Annotated in this window: 22 protein-coding genes and 1 other RNA gene; 3 read left to right on the forward strand and 20 right to left on the reverse strand. The window is 41.6% G+C overall.

The genetic code is table 11. The annotated features are described in order from the left end of the window. Positions 1–175: 175 nt before the first annotated feature. From raiA to DW930_RS06950, 3 genes are all read right to left on the reverse strand, one after another. Positions 176–721, reverse strand: coding sequence for a ribosome-associated translation inhibitor RaiA (raiA, locus tag DW930_RS06940; protein WP_023022375.1), 546 nt, complete (start codon positions 719–721; stop codon positions 176–178). An 87-nt stretch (positions 722–808) separates the two neighbouring features. Then, positions 809–1,414 (reverse strand): ComF family protein, encoded by a 606-nt coding sequence (locus DW930_RS06945; RefSeq protein WP_224781598.1) that lies wholly within the window; start codon positions 1,412–1,414, stop codon positions 809–811. A gap of 62 nt (positions 1,415–1,476) precedes the next feature. After that, positions 1,477–2,775, reverse strand: coding sequence for a DEAD/DEAH box helicase (locus DW930_RS06950; RefSeq protein ID WP_123159644.1), 1,299 nt, complete (start codon positions 2,773–2,775; stop codon positions 1,477–1,479). Between the two features lie 55 nt (positions 2,776–2,830). On the opposite strand from DW930_RS06950, the gene DW930_RS06955 reads away from it, so the two are divergent. Together DW930_RS06955 and cysK are read left to right on the forward strand one after the other, a co-directional pair. Then, on the forward strand, positions 2,831–3,463 hold the full coding sequence (locus DW930_RS06955) for a YigZ family protein (RefSeq protein WP_023022369.1): 633 nt from the start codon (positions 2,831–2,833) through the stop codon (positions 3,461–3,463). Between the two features lie 91 nt (positions 3,464–3,554). After that, positions 3,555–4,484: a cysteine synthase A gene (gene cysK, locus DW930_RS06960; RefSeq protein WP_023022367.1), complete on the forward strand. Its 930-nt coding sequence runs from the start codon at positions 3,555–3,557 to the stop codon at positions 4,482–4,484. A 327-nt stretch (positions 4,485–4,811) separates the two neighbouring features. Here the strand turns inward: cysK and DW930_RS06965 are convergent, their stop codons facing one another. From DW930_RS06965 to DW930_RS07025, 13 genes are all read right to left on the reverse strand, one after another. Continuing rightward, positions 4,812–5,180: a S1 RNA-binding domain-containing protein gene (locus DW930_RS06965; RefSeq protein ID WP_023022365.1), complete on the reverse strand. Its 369-nt coding sequence runs from the start codon at positions 5,178–5,180 to the stop codon at positions 4,812–4,814. Continuing rightward, a complete protein-coding gene (locus tag DW930_RS06970; protein ID WP_123159645.1) occupies positions 5,177–6,583 on the reverse strand; it encodes a Cof-type HAD-IIB family hydrolase in 1,407 nt (468 codons plus the stop codon). The genes DW930_RS06965 and DW930_RS06970 overlap by 4 nt, the downstream gene beginning before the upstream one ends. A gap of 44 nt (positions 6,584–6,627) precedes the next feature. After that, complete coding sequence (locus DW930_RS06975; protein ID WP_023022361.1) at positions 6,628–7,260, reverse strand: response regulator transcription factor; 633 nt, start codon at positions 7,258–7,260, stop codon at positions 6,628–6,630. Continuing rightward, positions 7,238–8,257, reverse strand: coding sequence for a sensor histidine kinase (locus DW930_RS06980; RefSeq protein WP_023022359.1), 1,020 nt, complete (start codon positions 8,255–8,257; stop codon positions 7,238–7,240). Before DW930_RS06980 ends, DW930_RS06975 begins: the two co-directional genes overlap by 23 nt. Continuing rightward, entirely contained in the window at positions 8,254–8,949 is a 696-nt protein-coding gene (gene liaF / locus DW930_RS06985; protein ID WP_023022357.1) for a cell wall-active antibiotics response protein LiaF, read from the reverse strand. Before liaF ends, DW930_RS06980 begins: the two co-directional genes overlap by 4 nt. A 130-nt stretch (positions 8,950–9,079) precedes the next feature. Then, the gene (pknB, locus tag DW930_RS06990) at positions 9,080–10,951 is read right to left on the reverse strand and encodes a Stk1 family PASTA domain-containing Ser/Thr kinase (protein WP_023022354.1); all 1,872 of its coding nucleotides are present in this window, start codon (positions 10,949–10,951) and stop codon (positions 9,080–9,082) included. Next, the gene (locus tag DW930_RS06995) at positions 10,948–11,688 is read right to left on the reverse strand and encodes a Stp1/IreP family PP2C-type Ser/Thr phosphatase (RefSeq protein WP_023022352.1); all 741 of its coding nucleotides are present in this window, start codon (positions 11,686–11,688) and stop codon (positions 10,948–10,950) included. The genes pknB and DW930_RS06995 overlap by 4 nt, the downstream gene beginning before the upstream one ends. Before the next feature lie 21 nt (positions 11,689–11,709). Further along, positions 11,710–13,023 carry a 16S rRNA (cytosine(967)-C(5))-methyltransferase RsmB gene (rsmB, locus tag DW930_RS07000; RefSeq protein ID WP_023022350.1) on the reverse strand — a complete coding sequence of 438 codons (1,314 nt, stop codon included), beginning with the start codon at positions 13,021–13,023 and terminating at the stop codon, positions 11,710–11,712. Next, positions 13,013–13,948 carry a methionyl-tRNA formyltransferase gene (gene fmt / locus DW930_RS07005; protein WP_042507435.1) on the reverse strand — a complete coding sequence of 312 codons (936 nt, stop codon included), beginning with the start codon at positions 13,946–13,948 and terminating at the stop codon, positions 13,013–13,015. Before fmt ends, rsmB begins: the two co-directional genes overlap by 11 nt. Positions 13,949–13,959: 11 nt before the next feature. Beyond that, positions 13,960–16,350 (reverse strand): primosomal protein N', encoded by a 2,391-nt coding sequence (locus tag DW930_RS07010; RefSeq protein ID WP_123159646.1) that lies wholly within the window; start codon positions 16,348–16,350, stop codon positions 13,960–13,962. Between the two features lie 62 nt (positions 16,351–16,412). Next, positions 16,413–16,727: a DNA-directed RNA polymerase subunit omega gene (gene rpoZ, locus DW930_RS07015; RefSeq protein WP_042361373.1), complete on the reverse strand. Its 315-nt coding sequence runs from the start codon at positions 16,725–16,727 to the stop codon at positions 16,413–16,415. A gap of 28 nt (positions 16,728–16,755) precedes the next feature. After that, positions 16,756–17,385: a guanylate kinase gene (gmk, locus tag DW930_RS07020; protein WP_006596846.1), complete on the reverse strand. Its 630-nt coding sequence runs from the start codon at positions 17,383–17,385 to the stop codon at positions 16,756–16,758. 196 nt (positions 17,386–17,581) lie between these two features. Then, positions 17,582–19,189 carry a ribonuclease Y gene (locus tag DW930_RS07025; protein ID WP_123159647.1) on the reverse strand — a complete coding sequence of 536 codons (1,608 nt, stop codon included), beginning with the start codon at positions 19,187–19,189 and terminating at the stop codon, positions 17,582–17,584. A gap of 269 nt (positions 19,190–19,458) precedes the next feature. Here DW930_RS07025 and DW930_RS07030 point away from each other — a divergent pair, with 269 nt between their 5' ends. After that, positions 19,459–19,941 (forward strand): S-ribosylhomocysteine lyase, encoded by a 483-nt coding sequence (locus tag DW930_RS07030; RefSeq protein ID WP_006596848.1) that lies wholly within the window; start codon positions 19,459–19,461, stop codon positions 19,939–19,941. 45 nt (positions 19,942–19,986) lie between these two features. Here DW930_RS07030 and DW930_RS07035 read toward each other — a convergent pair whose 3' ends face one another. The 4 genes from DW930_RS07035 to gpsB all read right to left on the reverse strand — a co-directional run bounded on the left by DW930_RS07035 (position 19,987) and on the right by gpsB (position 23,398). Next, on the reverse strand, positions 19,987–21,432 hold the full coding sequence (locus DW930_RS07035) for a cell division site-positioning protein MapZ family protein (RefSeq protein WP_023022341.1): 1,446 nt from the start codon (positions 21,430–21,432) through the stop codon (positions 19,987–19,989). Beyond that, a complete protein-coding gene (locus DW930_RS07040) occupies positions 21,429–22,601 on the reverse strand; it encodes a class I SAM-dependent RNA methyltransferase (protein WP_023022340.1) in 1,173 nt (390 codons plus the stop codon). Before DW930_RS07040 ends, DW930_RS07035 begins: the two co-directional genes overlap by 4 nt. 64 nt (positions 22,602–22,665) lie before the next feature. Continuing rightward, positions 22,666–23,031: RNase P RNA component class B (gene rnpB, locus DW930_RS07045), an RNA gene on the reverse strand. 22 nt (positions 23,032–23,053) lie between these two features. Then, complete coding sequence (gene gpsB, locus DW930_RS07050) at positions 23,054–23,398, reverse strand: cell division regulator GpsB (RefSeq protein WP_023022338.1); 345 nt, start codon at positions 23,396–23,398, stop codon at positions 23,054–23,056. Positions 23,399–23,460: the final 62 nt, after the last annotated feature.

Below are 23,460 nucleotides of genomic sequence, written 5' to 3' on the forward strand. Positions count from 1 at the left end.
GTCTTTGTCGCTCTCGCGCGACAACTATATTAGTATATCACGACCAAAACTACTTGTCAATATCTTTTTTCTATTTTTTTATTTTTTTTGTTATTTTTTTGATTTGCGACTATTTATTTCCTACATATATAGAAAGCTCCTGTATATTCTACAGGAGCTTTCTGACTGTGTTAACTTATTTGTCTTTAACTTCAAGAAGTCCAATATCTCCATCTTCGCGACGGTAAATAACGTTAGTTGTATTGTCTTCCACATCCTTGTAGATGAAGAAGTCATGTCCCAATAGTTCCATTTGAAGAATCGCTTCATCTAATTCCATTGGTTCAATGTCAATCGTTTTTGTACGGACAACTTTTTCCAATGCAACACTTTCTTCTACTAAAGCTTCTGTAAAGATTTTGCTAGTTGCAGATTTACTACGATTTTTCTTTTCAATCTTTGTTTTATTCTTACGAATTTGACGTTCAATCTTGTCAACTACCAAGTCAATAGATCCATACATATCTTGAGAAACATCTTCTGCACGAAGTGTAATAGAACCAAGCGGAATCGTGACTTCAACTTTTGCAGTTTTTTCACGATAAACTTTTAGGTTTACACGTGCATCCAATTCTTGCTCTGCTTGAAAATATTTTTCAATTTTTTCGAGTTTAGAAACGACATAGTCGTGAATGGCTTCTGTTACTTCTAGGTTTTCACCACGGATACTATATTTAATCATATAAGTACCTTCTTTCTAAACGTTTTTCTTTTTATATCTATATTATAACGCTTTCATTTTATTTTTGCAAATATATTTTTGATTATTCTATCTTGCCAATGAAAAAGATCTTATTTCTTTCACCTCGTTTACATGTAACATTTCTTTAGCTCTTTCGATTGTTGCTCCTGTTGTGTAGATATCATCCATTATCATTATTTTCTCCGGCCAGCTTTTGTTTTCAAGCTCTTTTCGTTCAAAGGCTTGTTCTGCTTTTAATCTTTCTTTTTTATTTTTCTGTGATTGGGCTTTTGTATCCTTTTTTATTAATAGGTCTTGATAAGGGATTCCTGCAGCTTCTAAGATTGCTGTTACCTGATTAAATCCTCTCTTCTCATTTCTCTTATCGCTTAAAGGTATTGGAACAATGGTATACCCTTTATACTTTTTTAGTGCTGCCTTTACTTCTTCAGCAAAGAGACCAGCTAACAGTTGATCCCCCTGGAATTTGTATTTCTGAAAGTATTCCTTCATTTCTTCATTATAGTAGTAGAGTGCTTTATGGTTTACACTTTTCCCTTTTCGTTCCCACTCTTGGCAATCTTCACAAGAAATCTCTGAACTTTTTTTACAACAAGTTTTGCAACTAGCTTCACTAACTTGTTCGAACTTATTTTTACAGTTGTCACACATTGTGAGATTCTCTTTTTTCATTAGGATGAGATCCCTTAAGGATTCTTGTTTGAATAGCTCTTGATCACATAACAGACAGTTACTCAAAATCCTGCCTCCCGATTCATTTCTTTTATTTCTTTAATGGCTTGTGTCATTTCTTGGCTGGTTCCTTCTGCTAGAAAAAGTAATTCGCCTGTGGGTCTTTCCATACTTCTTCCTACACGACCAGCGATTTGAACCAGGGTGCTCTTAGTGAACAGCCGATGATTGGCCTCAATCACAAACACATCTACTTTAGGGAAGGTAACTCCCCTTTCCAGGATTGTCGTTGAAACAAGGATTGTAATTTCTTGGTTGCGAAATTTTTCTACCAGTTCTAACCTATTTTCTGTTTTAGAGGTCACCAGTTCGATGATTTCATCCTTGAAGTTCTGTCTTAAGAGGTTAAGGAGCTTTTCTCCTAATTCAATCTCTGATACAAATAAGATCAGTGGAAAGCTTGTTTTTCGTTGCTCCTTTATTAGTCTGAGTAACTTCCCTGGTACTTGCTTCTTTTCTACTTTCTTTCGTAGATCTTTTAGCCATACTTTTCTAGGAATTACTAGAGGGTTTCCGTGAAAGCGTCTGGGTAGGCTAACGCGGTTTATTTCCTGTTTTTTGACCTTTTTATCTAACTCTTTTGTTGAGGTAGCTGTCAAATAGATGAGCTTTCCATTCTTGGTTACGGCATTTGAAACGGCATGGTAGAGAACAGGGTTATCAACAAAAGGAAAGGCATCGACTTCATCGATTATGAGGAGGTCAAAAGCTTGATAAAATTTTAATAGTTGATGTGTGGTGGATATGACGAGAGTCGTTCGGAAATAAGGTTCTGAATCACCGTGCAACAACGAGATGGGGCAGGAAAAGTCCTTTGTCATTCGCTTATATAATTCAATACACACGTCAATCCTTGGTGTAGCAATGCAAACACATCTCCCTTTTTTAATCGTTTCCGCTACCACTTGGTACATCATTTCCGTTTTACCTGCTCCTGTAACTGCGTGTACCATCATAGGCTTTCTATCTGTTAAGGATTGAACCAACTCTTGAGAAACCCGACTTTGAAATGGCGTCAAGCTCCCCTGCCATCTTAGGACTTCTTCCTGTGGAAAGGCTTGCTGGAGAAAGTAATAGAGTACTTGGTCGCTCCTAACTCTTCCTAATTGAATGCAGGCTCTACAATAGTAGCTTCCTATCTGTAGTTTCCATTTGCTTTTATCAATCTTAGTCCCACACCGATTACAAAACAAGCCCGTCTTTTCCTCTACCATAGCTGGCAGTTCTTGGGCTTGTCCAAGCAGTTCCACCTCTAGTTGTTCTTGGGTGAACAACCTTCCATAACAATCTTCAACTTTCATACTTATATATTCGTAAAAACTCGCAGTTTTGCGAGTTTTTTTGTAAAATAAGTGTATGGAATACAAGACATTTAAAGAGGACGGCCTCGTCCAAGAAGAAATTAAAAAATCTCGCTTTCTTTGCCATGCTAAACGGGTCTATACTGAAGAGGAAGCTCGCGACTTTATAGCTGCTGTCAAGAAAGAACATTACAAGGCAACTCACAATTGCTCCGCATTTGTCATAGGCCAACAGTTTGAGATCAAACGGACCAGCGACGACGGAGAACCGAGTGGTACTGCCGGCGTTCCCATGCTAGGTGTGCTAGAAAATCATGAGTTGACCAATGTCTGCTGCGTTGTCACTCGTTATTTTGGTGGGATCAAGCTAGGCGCAGGCGGTCTGATCCGTGCTTATGCCGGTAGCGTCGCTCAGGCTGTGAAAGAAATCGGTCTCGTTGAAATCAAGGAGCAAGTTGGGTTAGGGATTACCTTGACTTATCCCCAATACCAAGAGTTTGTGAACTTTCTATCCGCTCACCAATTAGCAGAATTTCAGACAGACTTCACCGATGCTGTCTTTAGTCTGATTTATGTAGATAAAGAGCAAAAAGAAGATGTGATTGCAGACCTGATTGATTTTTACCATGGAAAAGTTGAGATTAGTGATCAGGGGCTAAAGGAAGTGGAAGTTCCTATCCAGTTATAAAAAAAGGCTATCACATCGATAGCTTTTTTATATTTTACAAACCGGATTACTGGCTGTATACTGGATACACTAACAAAGGAGTGTATATCGTATGCCAATCTATGAAAATATTACAGAATTAATCGGAAAAACACCTATTGTAAAATTGAACCACTTGGTACCTGAAGGGGCTGCTGATGTCTATGTTAAACTAGAAGCCTTCAACCCAGGTTCATCTGTCAAAGACCGGATTGCTCTTAGCATGATTGAAAAAGCAGAACGAGATGGTCTGCTTCAACCTGGTTCTACTATCGTTGAAGCAACCAGCGGAAATACAGGAATTGGTTTATCATGGGTTGGGGCTGCCAAAGGGTATAAAGTCGTCATCGTCATGCCTGAAACCATGAGTGTTGAACGTCGGAAAATCATTCAAGCTTATGGAGCTGAACTGGTCTTAACTCCAGGTAGTGAAGGAATGAAAGGAGCTATCGCTAAAGCAGAAGAAATCGCTGCAGAACGAAACGGTTTCCTTCCCCTCCAATTTAACAACAGCGCCAACCCAGAAGTCCATGAAGCAACAACAGGACAAGAAATTATAGAAGCTTTTGGGCCAAATGGATTGGATGCCTACGTCAGTGGTGTTGGAACAGGTGGAACTATTTCAGGTGTTTCTCATGCCTTGAAAAAAGTCAACCCAGCCGTTCAAGTCTATGCCGTTGAAGCAGATGAATCAGCGATTCTTTCTGGCGAAAAACCAGGACCTCACAAAATCCAAGGACTTTCAGCAGGTTTCATTCCAGAAACTCTGGATACAAATTCTTATGATGGCGTAATCCGTGTCACTTCTGAACAAGCTTTAGAATTAGGTCGCTACATTGGTGGAAAAGAAGGATTCTTAGTTGGAATTTCATCTGCCGCCGCTATCTATGCAGCGATTGAAGTCGCAAAAGAGCTTGGAGCTGGTAAAAAAGTCTTAGCTCTAGCACCAGATAATGGGGAACGTTACCTTTCTACTACTCTTTATGATTTTGATCAAGAATAAGAAAGAGGCTACATCGTAGCCTCTTTTTGAATGTAGATAAACTATTGTTTTACATAAAACAGCTGGATGATTTTCAAAAAATGACTTTTATTTTTTAGTCATTTAAGAAGATGAAAAACTTTCCGCTGTGAGAAAAGTACCTGAAACACAGTTGTTTCAGGTACTCGGAATTATTGAGACCTTTGGCTCAATAATTAGTCATGGAACTTCTACGAGGTTCGCTGACGTCCGTACTCACCTAAGGAAAGTTTCTAAAATTTACTTTGTCTTTAATCTGAAAGAGGCTACAATGTAGCCTCTTTTTCTTCTATCTGCAGAAACAAATTCTTATTCCCCCTGCCCAGTATCACTCAAAAATTCTTTACTTTCTTTAATCCAAATAGGTAATTGCTTGGCTAAAGGAGTAAAACCGATCTTATGGCGATCATTCGAAAAACGATGATGACGAAAATGCTTTCTGTTCCCAGCTTCTAAGGTTCGAAGGGATAAACTAGCCTTCCCTGAATATTCATCAATATCGATGACCTGAGTAGTAATTTCATCTCCAATTTTTAAAATATCATGAATGTTGTCAATATACCCACTGCGGATTTCAGAAATATGGATTAAACCGGTTACCCCTGTCTCTAGTTCAACAAAGGCTCCATAAGGTTGCAACCCTGTCACAACACCCTTCAGTTTATCCCCGATTCTCATGCGTCTCCCTCAATATCAATCGATTCCATCACCACATCTTCTTTGGGTTTGTCCATGGCACCTGTCTCGACTGCTGCAATTGCATCCAGTACTTGATAAGAAGCTTCGTCCATCAACTGACCGAATACTGTGTGACGACGGTCCAAATGAGGAGTTCCTCCTTCTTCTGCATAAATTTCTGCAATAGCTTCAGGCCACCCACCACGGGCGATTTCCTTTTTAGAATATGGAAGGTGTTGGTTTTGAACAATGAAGAATTGACTGCCATTGGTATTTGGTCCAGCATTGGCCATAGATAGCGCACCACGGATATTGTACAATTCTTCAGAGAATTCATCTTCAAAAGACTCTCCGTAGATGGATTCTCCGCCCATTCCTGTTCCAGTTGGGTCGCCACCTTGGATCATAAAATCTTTAATGATGCGGTGGAAAATCACTCCGTTGTAATAGCCGTCTTTCGCAAGCGCAATAAAGTTCGCAACGGTTTTTGGTGCTTGATCAGGAAAGAGACGAATCTTCAGGTCTCCATAGTTGGTATGAATCGTCGCGATTGGTCCTGTTTCTTGATCCATTTTTGTTTGTGGTAAATGCAATTCTTTTTCAACCATTTTTAACTCCTCTAAGGCATGTAAAATGCCATCTTCTTCTAAAGTTTTTGTGACATAATCTGCTTTAGCTTTTAATGCTTCCTGGGCATTTCCCATGGCAATCGCTAAACCAGCATAGTCAAATAATTCTATGTCGTTCAATCCATCCCCAAATGTTAAGACATTTTCTGGTTTGAGCCCCAGTTTTTCTACTACCTTTGAGACACCATGGGCTTTGGATTGCTGATTTAAGACAACATCAGATGAAATTGGATGCCAGCGAACCAAACGCAATTCTTGTGCCAAATCCTCTGGGAGAGCATCGAATGCTTCACCAGTCTCGAAGGTCCACATTTGATAGATAGAATGCTTAGTAGCAAAATCAGGATCCACTGGTAAATTTGGATAGATGGGATCAATAGCCTGGCTCATCTCTTCCGTCCGAACAAACAGGGCTGCTTGATGACTCCCAACCAAACCATAATGAATTCCAACTTGCTTGGTCCAAGCAATAAAATCCTGAACCAGTGGATTTGGCACCCTTTCTTCATAAATGACATTTTCCTTGCGATCAATCACGTAGGAGCCATTCAAAGTGACATAGAAGTCCGGTTGGAGAGCCTTGATTTCTTCTGGTACTCCAAAAATCCCTCGTCCACTAGCAATAGCTGTGTAAATTCCTTTTTCTCGTAATTGAGAGAATACTCTGGTGATCGAAGCTGGAACATAGCCTGTCTCAACATTTCGTAAGGTATCGTCAATATCAAAAAATACTATTTTAATCTTTTTCGCTTTGTAGCGTGTTTTTGCATCCATGTTGGTCTCCATTTAGTATGCTGTCTATTATAGCATGTTTTTGACTAAAAATCTTCCTGAGAGACCAAGTGATGTTGGAAGGCATAAACTACTGCTTGGGTACGATCGCTCACTTCTAATTTTGACAATATATTCGACACATGGGTCTTGACTGTTTTTAATGAAATGAATAATTCATCAGCTATCCGTTGATTTTCGTACCCCTTGGTTAGTAAAGCCAAGATATCTCGTTCACGCGCGGTCAGGTCATCATGGAGTTCCACGTGATTTTTTCGATACTCTACTTTTTGGCTGACTTCTGTCTCAATCGCCAACTCTCCCTGCTCCACCTTGTAGATTGCACGGAGAATTTCCTCTGCACTGGAAGTTTTGAGCATATAGCCTTTAGCTCCCGCATCCAAGACAGGGTAAATTTTTTCATTGTCCAGATAGGACGTTAGGATTAATATTTTTGCATCTGGCCATTCCTTTAAGATGGCGAGCGTCGCTTCAATCCCGCTCATATGGGGCATGACAATATCCATAATAATGACGTCAGGTCGTTCTTGTAAGGCTAACTCGACACCCTCTTGACCATCACTAGCCTCTAGGACTTGGTCAATCCCCTCTTGCATACTTAAATAACTTTTTAATCCTAATCGGACCATCTCATGATCATCTACTAGTAATAATTTCATCATTTTCTCCTTCTACTAATGGCACTTTGATATCAATGGCCACTCCTTTTTTGGGACTGGCCAAAATTTTAATTCTTCCTGCCATGTCATCCACTCGATCTTGAATATTTTTCATACCGTAACTTAGTTCACCCAGCGATTCTGGATCAAAGCCTACTCCGTCATCTGCTATCTTGAGATGGAGGGATTGTTCTGCTTGCAAAAGATAAACATCTAATCGCTTGGCATGAGCATGTTTCAATGTATTGCTAACCACTTCTTGCACAATCCGGAAAATATGCTCTTCAATGGCTTTAGGTAATTTTTGAACATCGTGTTCAAAATGAACTTCTAAATTGCTCTTTTCTTGTAGTTCTCTAAAAATCACCTGCAGACCTTCTACTAGGTTCCGACCTTCCAATTCTGTCGGCCGTAAATGCAGTAGCAAAATTCGCAAATCATTTTGAGCGGTATTTAGAATCTCTGTAACTCCCTTCAACTGTTGCCCTACTTTAGGAAGTTGAAGAACTTGATCCTGGCTGGCTACACCGGACAAGATCATGTTGGCTGCAAATAATTCTTGGCTCACCGTATCATGGAGATCTCGCGCAATTCGCCTGCGTTCTCTTTCCACAATCTCTTCTTCATTTTGCATGACTCGATTTTCTGTTCGTTGCAAATTTTCTGTCAGGCGTTTGAGCTTCCGATCCAAGCGCTGAAATTCTTCATTAATCTCTTTGTTTTCTCCAAGTTTTAGCTTCTTGCCTTCGAGCAAGCTTCTTAAGTTTTTTTGGACGGTGTTCATAATTGTAAATTGAATCAATTTAATCAATAAAATCATCAAGATAGTGAGAGCAACCGTCAATCCAAAGCCAATAAACAGAAATGCACGAAGCTTTGATAAATCTTCCAATAGATAAGTCCACTGAAAGTCGAAGAGACCAAAGATAGAATGGATAATAACAGCTAGAATCAAGACCGTATAAAGGAAGATTAAAAGATAGTCTGTTCGTTTCATCCTCTAACCACCTCCACATCTCCAACGATTCCTGCTACAACAAGCTTCACTGTCCGATGGGAACTTCGATAATTTGGCGTCTCCATGCTAACTGTCTCATTTCTCAATTTCCTAGGTTTTTGAGAGAAGAGGCGTAATTCTCCATATAAGGTATTCACCTGCAAGCTAAGCTCCACATCCACTGGCAAAATAATTTTAGTATTGCCAAACATCTTTCTCATGATTATGACATTGTCATGATTTACCACAATCACTTCGTCTAAGTGAATCGTATCCTTCCCGACTAAACGTATAATCGTTAAATCACGAAAATGGCAGTTTACCTTTGAAAAATGATGCAGATCTCCAATCCAAGGCGTTTTCTCTTGTCGGATTTCTACATCTTCCTCATAATCTATCTTCACTTCTTTGTTTTCACGGTAAAAATAAGGATAAGCCACTAGCATGGCATAGACTACGGCAAACAAAAGCGCAGCGATGACATAGGGATTTAGCATGACAATAAAAAACAGCAGGATGCTGGATGCCACTAAAAGAAAATTACTCCGCTGTTTTCCGATGTAATAATACAATAGAAGTAAGCAAAGAACAACGATTAGGACAATACGAGATATATTTCCCGCTAAAATAGTGATTGCAGCCATGGTGAGTAACAAAGCTTCCACAAACACAAACAATTGAATCTTCCACATAATTGAACCTCTCCATTCTATTTTATCAAAATTCCAAGGAATTCGCTTCCGCCTCTAGAAGGATTCATCCCAACTCTCTCTGTACTAAAAAAACCAGACCAATTTGGTCTGGTTTTATATGATCATCACGTTAAGGTTCTGGTTCAGTGATAGCTGAGGATTCTGTATTGGAATGTGATTCCACTGTTGTAGAGGTTGAACCTTCTGATGAACTGCTTGAAGCTTTCGTACTACTTGATGGTTCCGTCTTCGGTTCGTACACGGTCAAGACAATGCGAGTCTTCTTAATATCGATGCTTGATTGAGCTTCCGGAGTCTGACTCACAATTTGACCTGGTAAGACTTCTACTCCAGCTGGAAGATGCGATGTGGTCTTCCGTTCAATATTTGCTTCCTTCACCCCGTAGATTTCAACGAGATTAGAGACAGCAAACTCATAATCAGAACCGACATAACTTGGTAAATCGATAGAATTACTTTCCTTAGATACTTTCAGAACAACCTTCGTATTAGAAGTCAAATCATATTTTTGACCAGCGACAGGAGATTGCTCAATAACGATTCCTGGTTCTACTTCATTGGTCTCGACTTCTTCAATCGAAATGAGTTTGCTAGAAAGCTTATAGTTGGTTTTCAGATCATTTTCTGCATTTTCTCTAGACATACCAGTATAGTCTGGCATATCAAAGGTGCTTGGTCCTTTCGAGACAACCAAATCAACCTTGCTTTTTTCTTTTTTCTGAGCTCCTGCATTTGGATTGGTACGAATCACATAGCCTTCAAGTACAGAATCACTGTATTCTTCTTTTTCGTCTCCAACTTGAAGATTCTGATCTTCAATGATAGCACGAGCTTCTGCAACAGTTTTTCCAGATACATCCGGAACTGTTTTGTTGGCTGGACTCATATAAAGAAGAAAGGCAAAGGCAGCTAGTACCAAAGCTAAAGCAACAAACAAGACTTTGTAGCGTGTCCTCAAACGACGACGTGGCTTATTTTTTGGAGAAACTGGAACCGTTCTATCCTCTGAAGCCCCTGGTAGGTCCTCATGAACAACCGGACGAACATCTGATGTTGGAAGTGGCGTTGGTTTTGGAACCACGTTTACCTTTGGTAGGGTTTTGGTATCTGCTTTTGAAGCATCATCAAAGACCAATTTTTTCTCGTTACGACGCTCATAAGATAAGCAACTAGAGAGGTCAACATACATTTCAGCTACCGACTTATAGCGATCGGATAGTTTCTTTGCTGTTGCTTTAATAACCACATTTTCCAAGGCCTGTGGAACATTTTTATTCTCTTCGATGATGGACGGAAGTGGTTTTTGGAAATGTTGTAGCGCGATCGTCACTGCACTATCCCCATCATAAGGGATATGTCCCGTCAGCATTTCGTAGAATATAATCCCCATTGCATAAATATCGCTTTGAACAGAAGCTTTCGATCCTCTAGCTTGTTCAGGAGACAAATAATGAACCGATCCCAACATAGAGTTTGTCTGAGTGAGACTCGTTTCTGCAAAGGCTACCGCAATCCCAAAGTCAGAGACCTTGGCATTTCCATCTGGTGTTAAAAGAACGTTTTGAGGCTTTAAGTCACGGTGAATAATCCCTTGCGTGTGCGCCAAGCGCATAGCAAGAAGGATTTGCCCCATCAAGCGAACGGCTTCTTCATTTGAAAGAGGAGCATTTTCCTTGATATAACGTTTCAAGTCTAAGCCAGCGACATATTCCATCGCCAAGTATTGTTGGCCTTCCTCTTCACCGATATCCGTGATCCGAACGATATTTGGATGATCCAAATCTGCCATCGCTTTAGCCTCTCGTTGGAAGCGAGCAACTGCAATTGGATCTGTTTGGTAATTGGTCCTCAGTACTTTAACTGCAACTTCTTCACCATCTAAGATTAAATCCCGAGCGAGATAGACATCTGCCATCCCTCCACGCCCGATTTGGCGGATTATCTTATATCGTCCGGCAAAAATTTTGCCGATTTGAATCATGCCATATCCTCCTCAGCAAAGTGAATCAGTACAACTGTAATATTGTCCAAACCACCAGCATTATTCGCAAAGCGAACCAAGGTTTTTGCCTTTTCTTCAACCGATAAATCGCTGACAAGGATATCACGGATTTCATCACCAGAGATCATATTGGTTAATCCATCACTATTGATAACAATGAAATCTCCCGCTTCAACCGTAAGCATACCAAAGTCCGGTTGTAATTCATCCTTTTGTCCAATAGATTGGGTGATGATATTGCGTTGTGGATGATGAGCTGCCTCTTCTTCCGTAATTTGTCCAGCTTTGAGCAAGGCATTTACTAAAGAATGGTCATTGGTCAATTGATGGTATTCCCCATTACGCACGAGTCCAATTCGGGAATCTCCTACATGCGCAAATAAGACTTGGTCATCGATAATGGCAAGAGCTTCCAGCGTTGTTCCCATTCCTTTATGTTCTTCATCTTGACCAATGCGATGGATCTGCTGGTTTTCTTTTTCCAAATTCTCTGCAAACCACTCTCTTACTTCGTTAATGGTGCTGATTTCAGTCGCTACCCAAGCAGCGCCAAGATCTGTAACAGCCATCTCGCTAGCAATATTGCCAGCACGATGTCCCCCCATCCCATCAGCTAGAAAAATCATGGATTTTCCCGCTTTGTTTTTATATTGATTTGCATAGTCTTGGTTATTTGTCCGTCTTTGACCTACATCGGTTAAGATAGAAATTTCCATACTGTCCGTATCCTCCTGAGATTACGATATTCTTCGAAAACGACTAATAAAGAAACCATCGCTTCCATACAATTCTGGTGTAATTAACATACAACCATCTTTCAGAATATCTTTTCGTTCATGATCTAATGGCACGAGTTCAAAATTTGGATGGGTTTCTAAAAACTGGTGAACCACATCAAAATTCTCTTCTCCTATAATTGTGCATGTACTGTAGACTATTATACCATCTTTCCGTACACTTTGACAAACTCCATCCAATATTTCCAATTGAATCGCCTGCAGAGACGCAAAGTCAGCATTATCTTTATTATACTTGATGTCTGGCTTTCGGCGGATCAAACCAATCCCAGAGCAAGGGGCATCTACCAAGATTTTATCGAAGGCATCCGCCCCAAAAGCTTCAAATACCTTGCTGGCATCCAGTTTTTTTGTCTGGATTTTATCTGCTACTCCAAGACGCTCCGCGTTTTCCTGAATTAATTGGAGCTTATGATCGTACAAGTCCAAAGCTGTAATCTTCCCATCGACTAGATAAGAAGCTAGATGAGTGGTCTTGCCACCAGGAGCTGCACAGGCATCCAGCACCTGATCCGTAGGTTGAATTTCCAAAGCAGGTGCCACCAATTGACTGGTCTCATCTTGGATGGTTATCTTTCCTTGTTTGAAGTAATCAGAGCCCGCAAAATAGCCGTTTTCCTTTACAAGAGCTGTTGAGGCCAATAAGGAATCCGAAGCCTGCAACTGTTCCTTGATGTCTTCTTTTTGGTCAAGGTCAACAACTCGAACACTGGCCTTGTTGCGAACATAGAGACTTTCAAAAATAGCGATTGCCCGCTTTTTCCCATACTCATCAAGCAACTTTTTCACCAACCAAACCGGTAGTGAATAACGGATCGAAAGTCGTTTGTTGACTCGTTTAATCTGGTCAATCGACGGAAGCCCCTCTCGTAGCATTTTCCGTAAGAGAGCATTGACATATTTTTCGCTCCCCTTCTTCCGTTGCTTGGCAAGCTCTACTGCTTCATGGACAACAGCATGGGGAGGAATCTTCTCAAGATAGACGAACTGATAAAGGCTCATCAATAAAAGATGATAAATCCATGGGTCTACCTGGTCTCGATCAGCGACAAAGTGCGATAGATACCATTCCAAGGTTAGTTTACGCGAAACCGTCCCATAGACAATTTCAGTCACCAGACTTTTATCCACTTCTGACAAAGTTGACTTTCCCAGAGCTTTTTTGAGGGCGATATTTGAAAAAGCACCGTCCTGGAAAATCTCTCCTAGGGTAGAGAGGGCCAATCCACGTGCAGTCTGTAGCTTATTTACCAAATTGATCACCTACTTGCAATTGTCGCCCTAAGCCATTTAAGAAATCTCCAACAGCCATTTTAGGTTTGCCAGCTGGCTGAACCAGGGTCAAGGCCAAGGCTCCCTCCCCCGTCGCAACAACGATTTCATTTTTATGGAGAGCCAAAATTTCTCCTGGTTTTCCTTGTCCTTCACATGGTTTTGCTTGGTAAACCTTGAAGCGTTCCCCCTTCCATAAGGTATGGGCAACTGGCCAAGGATACATGCCTCGAACTTGGTTAAAGAGTTCACGGTTGGTCCGCGTCCAATCCAGGCGTTCTTCTTCCGGTTTGATATTGGGAGAGAAGGTTACTTGTTTGGGATCCTGGGCTTGTGGTTTGAGCTCTCCCGCAAGGTAAGGTGGTAAGGTTTCTAAGAGAAGATCCCGACCGACAAGAGCCAATTTCTCAAACATGGTTCCCACATTGTCCTCTTCTAAAATAGGGATGGCGCGAGAGGAAATCATATCTCCGGCATCCATCTCTTTGACCATTTCCATGATGGTCACACCAGCTTCCTTATCCCCATTCATGATGGCATAATGGATAGGAGCTCCACCACGGTATTTTGGAAGAAGGGAAGCATGCACGTTGACAGCAAACTTCATCGCCTCTAACAAACGACTCGGCAAGAATTGTCCAAAGGCTGCTGTGACGATCCCATCTGCCCCCAAAGCTAATAAATCTTCTAACTCCTGGCTTCCAGATAGTTTTTCCGGCTGGTAGACTGGTAAGCCTGCTTCTAAAGCCACTTCTTTTACCGGCGTCATCCGAATTTCTTTTTTCCGACCAACTGCTCGATCTGGTTGAGTCACAACGGCTAGAATCTCATAGCGTTCGTCAGAAATCAAGCCTTTTAAAACTGTAGCCGAGAAATCAGGCGTTCCCATAAATAGTATTTTTGTCATTTTTTCTCCTTCTACATAAAACTTTGCGGTTCATTGTCAATGCTGACCCGAAGATCTTGATTTTCCCGCTCTTGAGTATAGTCCAAAATCTGATTTAAGACTTGTGGTAACTGGTCTTCAAACCGGTACTTCAGCAGGATCTGATAATGGAATAAATTATGCGTACGAGCAATCGGTTTTGGCGTTGGTCCCAAGATTTGGACTTGGTCTGATAGACCTGCTTTCAACAGGTCCATCACCTGATAAGCTTTTTTAACCACAACCTCTTCTTGTTTGTGAGAAAGGGTCAAACCTACAGTGTAATAATAAGGTGGATAGCCCAATTGGTGGCGGACCTTCATTTCATAGGCATAAAAACCTTCGTAATCTTGGCGTTTCGCATATTCAATGGCATAATGATGAGGATTATAGGTCTGGATTAGAACCTGTCCTTCTTTATCCGCACGACCAGCCCGTCCTGCCACCTGGGTTAAGAGTTGGAAGGTCCGCTCTGACGAGCGAAAATCAGGCAAATTTAGGGCTGTATCAGCATTAAGGACACCGACTAGCGTTACATTTGGAAAATCCAAACCTTTGGCGATCATCTGGGTCCCCAGTAAAATGTCGGCTTGTCCTTGACCAAACTGGTCCAACAAAGCTTCGTGACTCCCTTTTTTCCGAGTGGTATCGACATCCATCCGCAAAATGCGGGCTTCAGGGAAAATTTCTTGTAGCTCATCGTAGGCCTTCTGGGTCCCCGTCCCATAATAGCGAATGGATCGACTTTGGCAATTAGGACAGACTGTTGGGATTGGCTTACGGTAGTTGCAATAGTGGCAATCCATGGTCTTGGTGTCCATATGGAGGGTCAAGGAGATATCACAATTCGGACAGGTATCTACCTGACCACACTCGCGACACATGACAAAGCTGGAATAACCCCGGCGATTGAGCATGAGGACGACTTGCTCTTTTCGTTGCAATCGTTCTGCAATCGCATCAAGCAACTTAGGTGTATAGGTTCCGGATTCTTGCTGGCCAATATAGTCCCTAAAATCGATCACTTCTACCTCTGGAATGCGGGCAAGAGGGTTAGCCCGTTGGGTCAATTGAAGAAATTCATAGACCCCTTTTCCTGCACGAGCCCGCGTTTCTAGACTGGGAGTTGCCGATCCAAAGACCAAAACAGCCTGGTGGTACTGAGACCGAAGCAGGGCAACCTCACGCGCATGATAACGAGGATTGCTATCTTGTTTATACGTAGCCTCATGCTCTTCGTCAATAATGATAGCTCCTAAATTCTTAAGAGGAGCAAAGATAGCAGACCGAGCTCCAACGACTACTTGGGCCTCACCTCGCTCTACTCGTCTCCACTCATCGTATTTTTCACCGTTGGATAGACCCGAATGGAGGATGGCTACCCGATCTCCAAAGCGAGAAATGAAGCGATCCGTCACTTGAGGCGTCAAGGAAATCTCAGGAACCAGCATAATAGCTGTTTTTCCCTTTTCTAGCACCTCTTGAATGATTTGAAGGTACACCTCTGTCTTCCCACTTCCTGTCACTCCTTCTAACAAAAAAGGTTTGGAAGGTTGGCCAATTTTGCTCGTTACTGCTTGAACTGCTCCTTCTTGTTCAGCATTCAAAATCAAGGCCTCCGTCGACTCCTTGTCCTTAAAGTAGGCTGCCGCACGATTGACTTCCTTTTCAAACACAAGCAAGGCACCTTGATCAATGAAATAATTCACCACTGGACGAGAGAATTCTGCCAACAAATTACTTAAAGGCGCTTCCTCTTCCTGCCCTTGGACAAAGTCTCGCAAGGCCAAGCGTTTTTTGGCATTTTTGGCGATGTCCAAGTTTTCAAGTAAGAGATGATTTACCCGATACCATTTTTCTGTTTTGATATGTTTACGATCCACCGCTTGGTATTCTACTTCCAACTCTCCCTTACGAGTCAGTCGCATCATCCGTGCTTGGGCTTCAATATCTAAAGAAGAAAAAGCCAAGCTAGTCGCTGTTCCAAAAATATCCTCTCGATCTTCTGGCGATAATCGTTCTGTCGGATGGAGAATTTTATCATAGGAAGAATTTAAAACACTCGGTAGCATGGCTTTCAAGAGGGTAATTTTGTAGGCAAAAACTGTCTTTCGCAACTGATCTGCTAGCCAAAATTGCTCCTCTCCTAGAACCGGTTGGTAGTCTAAGACTTCCACAATACTTTTTAATTCTTGGTCTTGAGCTGCTAGAGTGGTTTCCTCTAAGCCAACCACAATTCCTTGAATGAGCCGATTTCCCTTTCCAAACGGAACATGCACCCGCATTCCTTTTTCCAAGAATGGAGAAAACTCTTCCGGCACTTGGTAACTATAGGGTTTATCCGTTTGCATCAAGGGAACATCAACGATGACTTGTGCAAGCATGTCTCCACCTCCTTCCTGCCCTAGTGCTAAATAGCAAAAAATAAGATTGAGCGAACCCAACCTTAAATTTTTTCCCCATCTTCTTTTTCTTTTGCGATTTGTTCTTTAATTTTACGCTCTTCTTCTTCTTTACGCAAGCGTTCTGCTTCGATTCGACGACGAACCGCTTCGCGCTTGGCTTCTGGATCTGGGTGAATCACCACATTTCCTGATTCAATCTCTTCCAAGGCACGCAAGGTAGATTTTACGGATTGAAATTCTTGAGTGGGACTTGCACCACTCTCTAACTCATGAGCTCGTTTGGCTTCAAGAATAACCAATGAGTATTTTGACGGTACTTTATCCAACAATGTATCAATGGATGGTTTTAACATCATAATCTTTTTACCTAATTCCTATTCTAAATTATCGTACCACTTGAGTGGCTTTGGGAAGCATTTCTTGGTAGTGACCAATCACCCGATCAACACGAAAATGTTCCGCCTCAATCACACGTTTGACACGTTCCGCAGCCAGAGGCACTTGGTCATTAACAATGGCATAGTCATACTCACGCATCAAGGCAATTTCTTCTTTGGCCTTTTCGATCCGTTGGGCAATCACTTCCGCACTATCCGTGCCACGTCCAACCAAACGATCTTGCAACTCATCCAAATCGGGAGGAGTCAAGAAAATGAAGACGGCATCTGGTACCTTTTTCTTCACCTGCAAAGCACCCTGCACTTCGATTTCAAGGAAGACATCGATCCCCTTATCGAGGGTCTCGTTCACATAGGTCAAGGGAGTCCCATAATAATTACCTACATATTCAGCATATTCGAGCATTTGACCTTGACGAATCAACTCCTCAAATTCTTCACGTGTACGGAAGAAATAGTCTACTCCGTCCACTTCACCAGGGCGTTGTGCACGTGTTGTCATCGATACTGAGTATTGAAATTGATTGTCTGAGCTTTCAAAAATCTCGCGTCTAACCGTCCCCTTCCCAACACCTGAGGGCCCTGAGAAAACGATTAATAATCCTCGATCCGCCATTTTGTCTCCTTCGCTATCTTTCTATCTAGTGTAACAAAAATAGAAAGATTTTTCAACAGATTTTTCCTAGAGACAAGGCTCCTAACCCCTTCTAGACGAAATAATGATTTTCTTTTTTCATCATGGAACAAAATAAAAAATAGTCAACCAAGACCTTGTCGTCTTTGCTGACTATCTTTTCATATTTTAGCAAGCTTTATTTTGCATAATCAACGGCACGCAATTCACGAATAACGTTCACCTTGATATTACCAGGATATTCCAAGTTAGACTCGATCTTCTCACGAATGTCATGAGCTAAGATGGTCAACTTATCATCCTTCACTTCTTCAGGGCTTACCATAATTCGGATTTCACGACCTGCTTGCAAGGCAAAGCTAGTCTTGACTCCCTTAAAGCTATTTGCAATTTCTTCAAGATCTTGAAGACGTTTGATATAGCTTTCGAGAGACTCACTACGAGCACCTGGACGAGCCGCACTTAAAGCATCCGCTGCTGCTACAATAACAGCAATGACACTTTCTGGTTCAACGTCTCCATGGTGGCTAGCAATGGTATTAACGACAACAGGATGCTCTTTGTATTTACGAGCCAACTCTGTTCCAATTTCTACGTGGCTACCTTCTACCTCACGGTCGATGGCTTTTCCAATATCATGTAGGAAACCAGCTCGACGAGCCAAGGTAGCATTTTCGCCAAGTTCACTAGCAATAATACCAGATAACTTAGCAACCTCAATTGAGTGACGCAGAACATTTTGACCATAAGAGGTTCTAAATTGCAAGCGTCCCATAATCTTCATCAAGTCAGGGTGTAGGTTTGGCGCTCCAATTTCATAAGCCGCCGCTTCCCCATATTCCCGAATCCGTTGGTCAATTTCCTGACGGTTCTTCTCTACCAACTCCTCAATACGGGCTGGATGGATTCGACCATCTTTCAATAGACTTTCCATCGTCATCCGTGCAATTTCCCGACGAATCGGATCAAATCCAGACAAGGTGACCACTTCTGGCGTATCGTCAATAATAACATCCACACCTGTTAAGCTTTCAAAGGTACGAATATTTCGACCTTCGCGACCAATGATTCGACCCTTCATCGCATCATCTGGCAAATGAACCGTTGAGTTAGTCTGTTCTGCAACAAAATCACCTGCCATCCGTTGCATGGCTTGAACCAAGATATCTTTCGCAACTTTGTCTGAACGTTCTTTTATTTCCAATTCTGCATCTCGGATACGAGTTGCAATTTCTTTTGAAAGATGTTCTTCTGTTTGCGTTAAGATAATATCACGTGCTTCCGATTGAGTAAGAGAAGCAATTTTTTCTAATTCTTCTTCTTTTTTCTTTTCTAGCTCATGTAATTGTTCTTCACGCGCATCAATGTGTTTAGTTCTATCTGAAAGACTTTGCTCTTTTTGTTTAAGAGTTTGTTCTTTGCTCGTAAGAATATCATCTTTGCGATCAAGATTATTTGAACGTTCCGCTAAGCGGGTCTCTAATTGTTTTAATTCTTGACGCTCTGATTTAAACTCAGCATCGACTTCTTCTCGATATTTTCTGGCTTCTTCCTTTGCCTCCAAAAGTGCTTCTTTTTTAAGTGAACTAGACTCATGCTTAGCTTCTTTCAAAATCAAATCAGCTTCACGCTCTGCCTGTCCACGTAAATTCGTTGCTTCTTGTTCAGCATTTAAAAGAGTAAGTTCTGCAGCTTCTTTAGATGCTTTCATCTTGACTGAGATCCCTACATATCCAATGACTAAACCAATGATTGCGGCAAAAACAATTGCAATTCCAAATTCCATGTTTTTACCCCTAATCTAATGAATAGTTGAATTAAAAAATTCTTTATCATTTTATCATATTTTTACAAAATTAACAAACAAATTTTCTAGCGAAAACCAATCTATTTTTGCTATTATTCAAATGCTTCTTTCCTTTGATTCTAATGAGAAACTCCCTAAAAAATAAGTTTCTGGACCTTATTTTAAGGGGCACTTCCCTCCCTCCTTTCTTGTATTTTCTTCCACCGCCAATTGTGCTATAATCAAGAAAAAAGAATTGAGGAAGATACATGACTAAAGAAGTTATTGTGGAAAGTTTCGAACTTGACCACACTGCTGTAAAAGCCCCTTACGTCCGCCTAATCGGAGAGGAAACAGGGCCAAAAGGAGATGTCATCTCAAACTATGATATCCGCTTGGTTCAACCAAATGAAGACTCTATCCCGACTGCTGGTTTACATACAATTGAGCACCTCTTGGCTATGTTGATTCGCAAACGCATTGATGGGATGATTGATTGTTCACCTTTTGGATGTCGTACCGGATTCCATATGATTATGTGGGGACAGCACGATCCAAAAACCATTGCACAAGTGATTAAATCTTCCTTAGAGGAAATTGCTGAAGCAACTAGCTGGGAAGACGTTCCAGGAACGACGATTGAGTCTTGTGGAAACTACAAAGATCACAGCCTCTTTTCTGCTAAAGAGTGGTGCAAATTGATTCTTGAACAAGGCATTTCTGACGATCCATTCACACGCCATATCGTATAAAAAAGTAAGGACTTCTCTTTTAAAGAGAAGTCCTTTTTTTAGTTGTTAATAATCCAATGCATCGGAATGGCCTTTTCCGTTTCCGACAAAGTAGCCAGTTTTAGCATTGATACTAAATAAGTAAGTACCATCTGGCTTAAAGAGGTTGTAATAACCATTGCCATTGATAATATTCACGCGTTCCAAAATGTATTGATCCCCAACAATATGGCCACGTTCCCGAGCAATTTTCAGAATCTTCTCCAAGATACCAGGATTAAAGGTCCATGCAGGATTGTTTATATCGTCAAGTGCCGCCTGATTGTATGGCACCCGGCTCAAGTTTCGTTGAAGGGGTACACCAGTGCTTTGAAGACCGAAGCCAGAATAACCTGGATTCACTCCACCTGTCGTATTCCCTTCAGTGGCTGGAACTGGAGCTGGAGTAGGAGCTGGACTTGTTACTGTTCCAGAAGAAGCTGCGCTTCCGCCCGTAACACTGCCACCACCATCTGTCACAGGAGCTGGAGTGGCAACTTGTTGTGAGCGACCTTGAGAAGCAGCATCCTTCAACAATTGGTTCAGTTGTGTATTAGACGTCGACACATCTGAAAATACTGCATCACTCTTTACCTGCGCCTTGCTATCGATAGCCCCATCCTTAATAACTGGACTAGTAAATTGAGAGTTGACTGTTTGAATAGCAGAAACTTGCTTCACCAATTCATCGTATTTACTCTTCGCTGCATCGTATTCCTTGGTATCTTTCAATTTTTCTAAACTGGCTTTCAGTTTTTCCAAATTACCAAAAGAATCATTTTTCAACTTCGTCTGCGTGTCATCTGTAAAGAAGGCTGCATACTGATCATTAAAGTCCTTCAGCAAAGCCTCTGTATTAGCACTCGTTGAGGAAGAAGAGCTGGATGACTTTTTCTTTGACGAGCTAGAAGAAGAGACGACTGTTGTTTCCCCTTTAGACTGGTTACGGATCCATTGATAAGACAACCAACTGGCTGTAGCAACTGCTGTCAGAGCTAAAACTGAAAGTAAGATTGGTTTTACCCGGCTTTTTTTCGGTTCTTCAGGAATCTCAATATCATCATCTACATATGGTTCTGTTGGCTCTGGACCAAACTTAATTTTTGCAGGGAGTTCCCCAGGAATTGGATCTGGAATGCGAGTAGACGCAACTTCTTTTTGAGTTGCTTCAGACGGTGCTACTTCTTCCACAGGATCTTCGTTTGGAATTGCCTCCGTTGCTTCTACAGTGGCTGTCGCCTCTGCATCTGCCAGCATTTCCTTCTTCATGACGATCGTATCAAACTTATGAGCTTCGATTTCGTCACGGTGCTGTTTGATGTATTTATCGAGGACGTTGTCTGTTTCCTTGACTCCTGCTTCGATTTCTTCAGCTTTACGGTTCGCTTGACCAATCGTCATCTCTTTTGCATCCTTAAAATCAAGAACTGACTCTGCCTCTTGACCCAACTGCTGTTTATCTTCTTTTGTCATATGTTTCCTTTCTCACTAGTCGCTTGTCGACGCACTCGCTCCCCAAAGAACTGATACAAATCAACCTTTAAGGTTCCGTTATATAATTTTCGTTTTTTATCCGCTTGTCGCCCAAATTTCTTTTCAAAATTTTCATCGCTGGTCAGGATAAATTTGCTCCAAGTCTTCAATGGCGCAAGGACCTCTCCCATTTCAGCATACAATTTTGTCACCCCTGCATCATCGGATAAGCGTTCACCATAAGGTGGATTGGAGACGATGACCCCATTGATCTTATCCGAACGCAAATCTTGGACCCGCATTTGCTTAAAGGTGATATCGCTCGCAACTCCTGCTTTTTGAGCATTTTCTTTAGCAATCTCGACCATCCGCGCATCGATATCCGTCCCCATGATGTCTAGGACGAGATCACGATTTATCTTTTTAGTAGCTTCTGTACGCACTTCTTGAATCAGGCGATCATCTACCCAATTCCAGTCTTCAAAAGAGAAGGTCCGTCTCAAGCCTGGCGCTATCTGTCGAGCCATCATAGCCGCTTCGATACAGAAGGTTCCTGATCCACAAGTCGGATCAACCAAGGGCTTATCAGGATACCAATTGGAAAGTTGAAGAATGGCTGCCGCCATATTTTCCTTGATGGGTGCCCCACCCTTTTCAGTCCGATAACCTCGTTTAAACAGGCTACTGCCAGTGGTATCAATTAAAATAGTCGCTTGGTCCTTCAAGATAGAAACTTCAATTTTAAATTCTGCTCCATTTTCGATCAATGGAACGCCTTCCGGACGAGCATAGTGTTTTTGCAACTTTTTAACAACTGCCTTTTTCGAAATAGCTTGTACACTCGGTTCGTTATGCAGTTTGGATTTGACGCATTTTGCTTTTGAGATAGGGAAACGCGCTCCTAAAGGGAGATATTGATCCCAATCCAAGGCAAAAACTCCTTGAAAGAGTTCTTCAAAGGTGCGGGCAGGAAAAGATCCTACGACGATCTTGATTCGGTCAGCGGCACGCAACCAAAGATTGGTTTCGATGATCGCACGAACATCGCCTTTGAAACGAACCCGTCCATTTTCCACTTGGCAATCGTAGCCTAGCTCACGCAATTCACGCCCAACTACTGCTTCTAATCCAGCAGCAGCTGTCGCAATTAATTCAAATTGTTTTTTCATTTATTCCCCATTGTTTAAAAAAGGAGGTTGAGATTTCTCTCCCCCTCGCCACCTATATGCAATTTTCTATAAGCCATGTTTTGTTCCAGAAATGACTAGGTACCATTTCCTTTGATAATCATCTGTCTACTGTTTCCAGTCAGAATGCTATGTTCGTTTCCATGCATCCTATGCCCCGACCAAAGTTTGGGTTGCTAGCTTGAGGGGTTTACCGCGTTCCACTTTTTAGGTTTCCCTAAAAACTACGTCACTGTGGCACTTTCAGAGCTAGTAGAACTTATCCTAAGACTTAGCCCGTTCGCTCGCCGTAACTTGAACATCAAGTCCCTAGGCTTATGGATTCACCTAGCACAAACACTACAGGCATCACAGCCTGTGCTAGCATGGACTTTCCTCATGAGAGAAAGCTCTCACGCGATTATCCAAAAATTGCACGATTCATATGTTATATCTTAAAAATCACGATCAACGACTTGTTTTCCGAAGACTTCTTTTTCTAGACGATTTAAGCGTTTCAAAATATCGAAGTTTGTCGTAGTAGTGACCTGAGGAAACTCATGCTTTGGAGTAGACTCAGGAACTGATGGACTCGGAGTTACTTGGCTCGTTTTATTAGCTAATTCTTCACGGAGCCGAGCATTTTCTTCTTTCAATTCCTTGACTAAGGCAGCATAGGTTTCATAGTCTTTGATGACATCATCCAAAAACTCATTTACCTCAACTTTACTAAATCCACGAACTTCTTTTTTGAAATCTTGATCAAAAATATCTTTCGCAGTAAAAATAATACTTGCCATCATTCTCTCCGTTCTAGTTAATCATAATCATTATATAAAAAATGAGAGGAAAAAATCAAGGT

The sequence above is a fragment of the Streptococcus sp. AM43-2AT genome, from assembly GCF_003603405.1.
Lineage (GTDB): Bacteria > Bacillota > Bacilli > Lactobacillales > Streptococcaceae > Streptococcus > Streptococcus ilei.

What these genes read in the sequence shown, in the direction of transcription:
- DW930_RS06955 (WP_023022369.1), top strand. Translation starts at nt 2,831, where the DNA reads ATGGAATACAAGACATTTAAAGAGGACGGCCTCGTCCAAGAAGAAATT.
- rpoZ (WP_042361373.1), bottom strand. Translation starts at nt 16,727, where the DNA reads ATGATGTTAAAACCATCCATTGATACATTGTTGGATAAAGTACCGTCA.
- liaF (WP_023022357.1), bottom strand. Translation starts at nt 8,949, where the DNA reads ATGTGGAAGATTCAATTGTTTGTGTTTGTGGAAGCTTTGTTACTCACC.
- DW930_RS07025 (WP_123159647.1), bottom strand. Translation starts at nt 19,189, where the DNA reads ATGGAATTTGGAATTGCAATTGTTTTTGCCGCAATCATTGGTTTAGTC.
- pknB (WP_023022354.1), bottom strand. Translation starts at nt 10,951, where the DNA reads ATGATTCAAATCGGCAAAATTTTTGCCGGACGATATAAGATAATCCGC.
- DW930_RS07035 (WP_023022341.1), bottom strand. Translation starts at nt 21,432, where the DNA reads ATGACAAAAGAAGATAAACAGCAGTTGGGTCAAGAGGCAGAGTCAGTT.
- DW930_RS06980 (WP_023022359.1), bottom strand. Translation starts at nt 8,257, where the DNA reads ATGAAACGAACAGACTATCTTTTAATCTTCCTTTATACGGTCTTGATT.
- DW930_RS07010 (WP_123159646.1), bottom strand. Translation starts at nt 16,350, where the DNA reads ATGCTTGCACAAGTCATCGTTGATGTTCCCTTGATGCAAACGGATAAA.
- cysK (WP_023022367.1), top strand. Translation starts at nt 3,555, where the DNA reads ATGCCAATCTATGAAAATATTACAGAATTAATCGGAAAAACACCTATT.
- DW930_RS06970 (WP_123159645.1), bottom strand. Translation starts at nt 6,583, where the DNA reads ATGGATGCAAAAACACGCTACAAAGCGAAAAAGATTAAAATAGTATTT.
- DW930_RS06950 (WP_123159644.1), bottom strand. Translation starts at nt 2,775, where the DNA reads ATGAAAGTTGAAGATTGTTATGGAAGGTTGTTCACCCAAGAACAACTA.
- DW930_RS06945 (WP_224781598.1), bottom strand. Translation starts at nt 1,414, where the DNA reads ATGAAAAAAGAGAATCTCACAATGTGTGACAACTGTAAAAATAAGTTC.
- gpsB (WP_023022338.1), bottom strand. Translation starts at nt 23,398, where the DNA reads ATGGCAAGTATTATTTTTACTGCGAAAGATATTTTTGATCAAGATTTC.
- DW930_RS06975 (WP_023022361.1), bottom strand. Translation starts at nt 7,260, where the DNA reads ATGAAATTATTACTAGTAGATGATCATGAGATGGTCCGATTAGGATTA.
- DW930_RS06965 (WP_023022365.1), bottom strand. Translation starts at nt 5,180, where the DNA reads ATGAGAATCGGGGATAAACTGAAGGGTGTTGTGACAGGGTTGCAACCT.
- fmt (WP_042507435.1), bottom strand. Translation starts at nt 13,948, where the DNA reads ATGACAAAAATACTATTTATGGGAACGCCTGATTTCTCGGCTACAGTT.
- DW930_RS07030 (WP_006596848.1), top strand. Translation starts at nt 19,459, where the DNA reads ATGACTAAAGAAGTTATTGTGGAAAGTTTCGAACTTGACCACACTGCT.
- gmk (WP_006596846.1), bottom strand. Translation starts at nt 17,385, where the DNA reads ATGGCGGATCGAGGATTATTAATCGTTTTCTCAGGGCCCTCAGGTGTT.
- DW930_RS06995 (WP_023022352.1), bottom strand. Translation starts at nt 11,688, where the DNA reads ATGGAAATTTCTATCTTAACCGATGTAGGTCAAAGACGGACAAATAAC.
- DW930_RS07040 (WP_023022340.1), bottom strand. Translation starts at nt 22,601, where the DNA reads ATGAAAAAACAATTTGAATTAATTGCGACAGCTGCTGCTGGATTAGAA.
- raiA (WP_023022375.1), bottom strand. Translation starts at nt 721, where the DNA reads ATGATTAAATATAGTATCCGTGGTGAAAACCTAGAAGTAACAGAAGCC.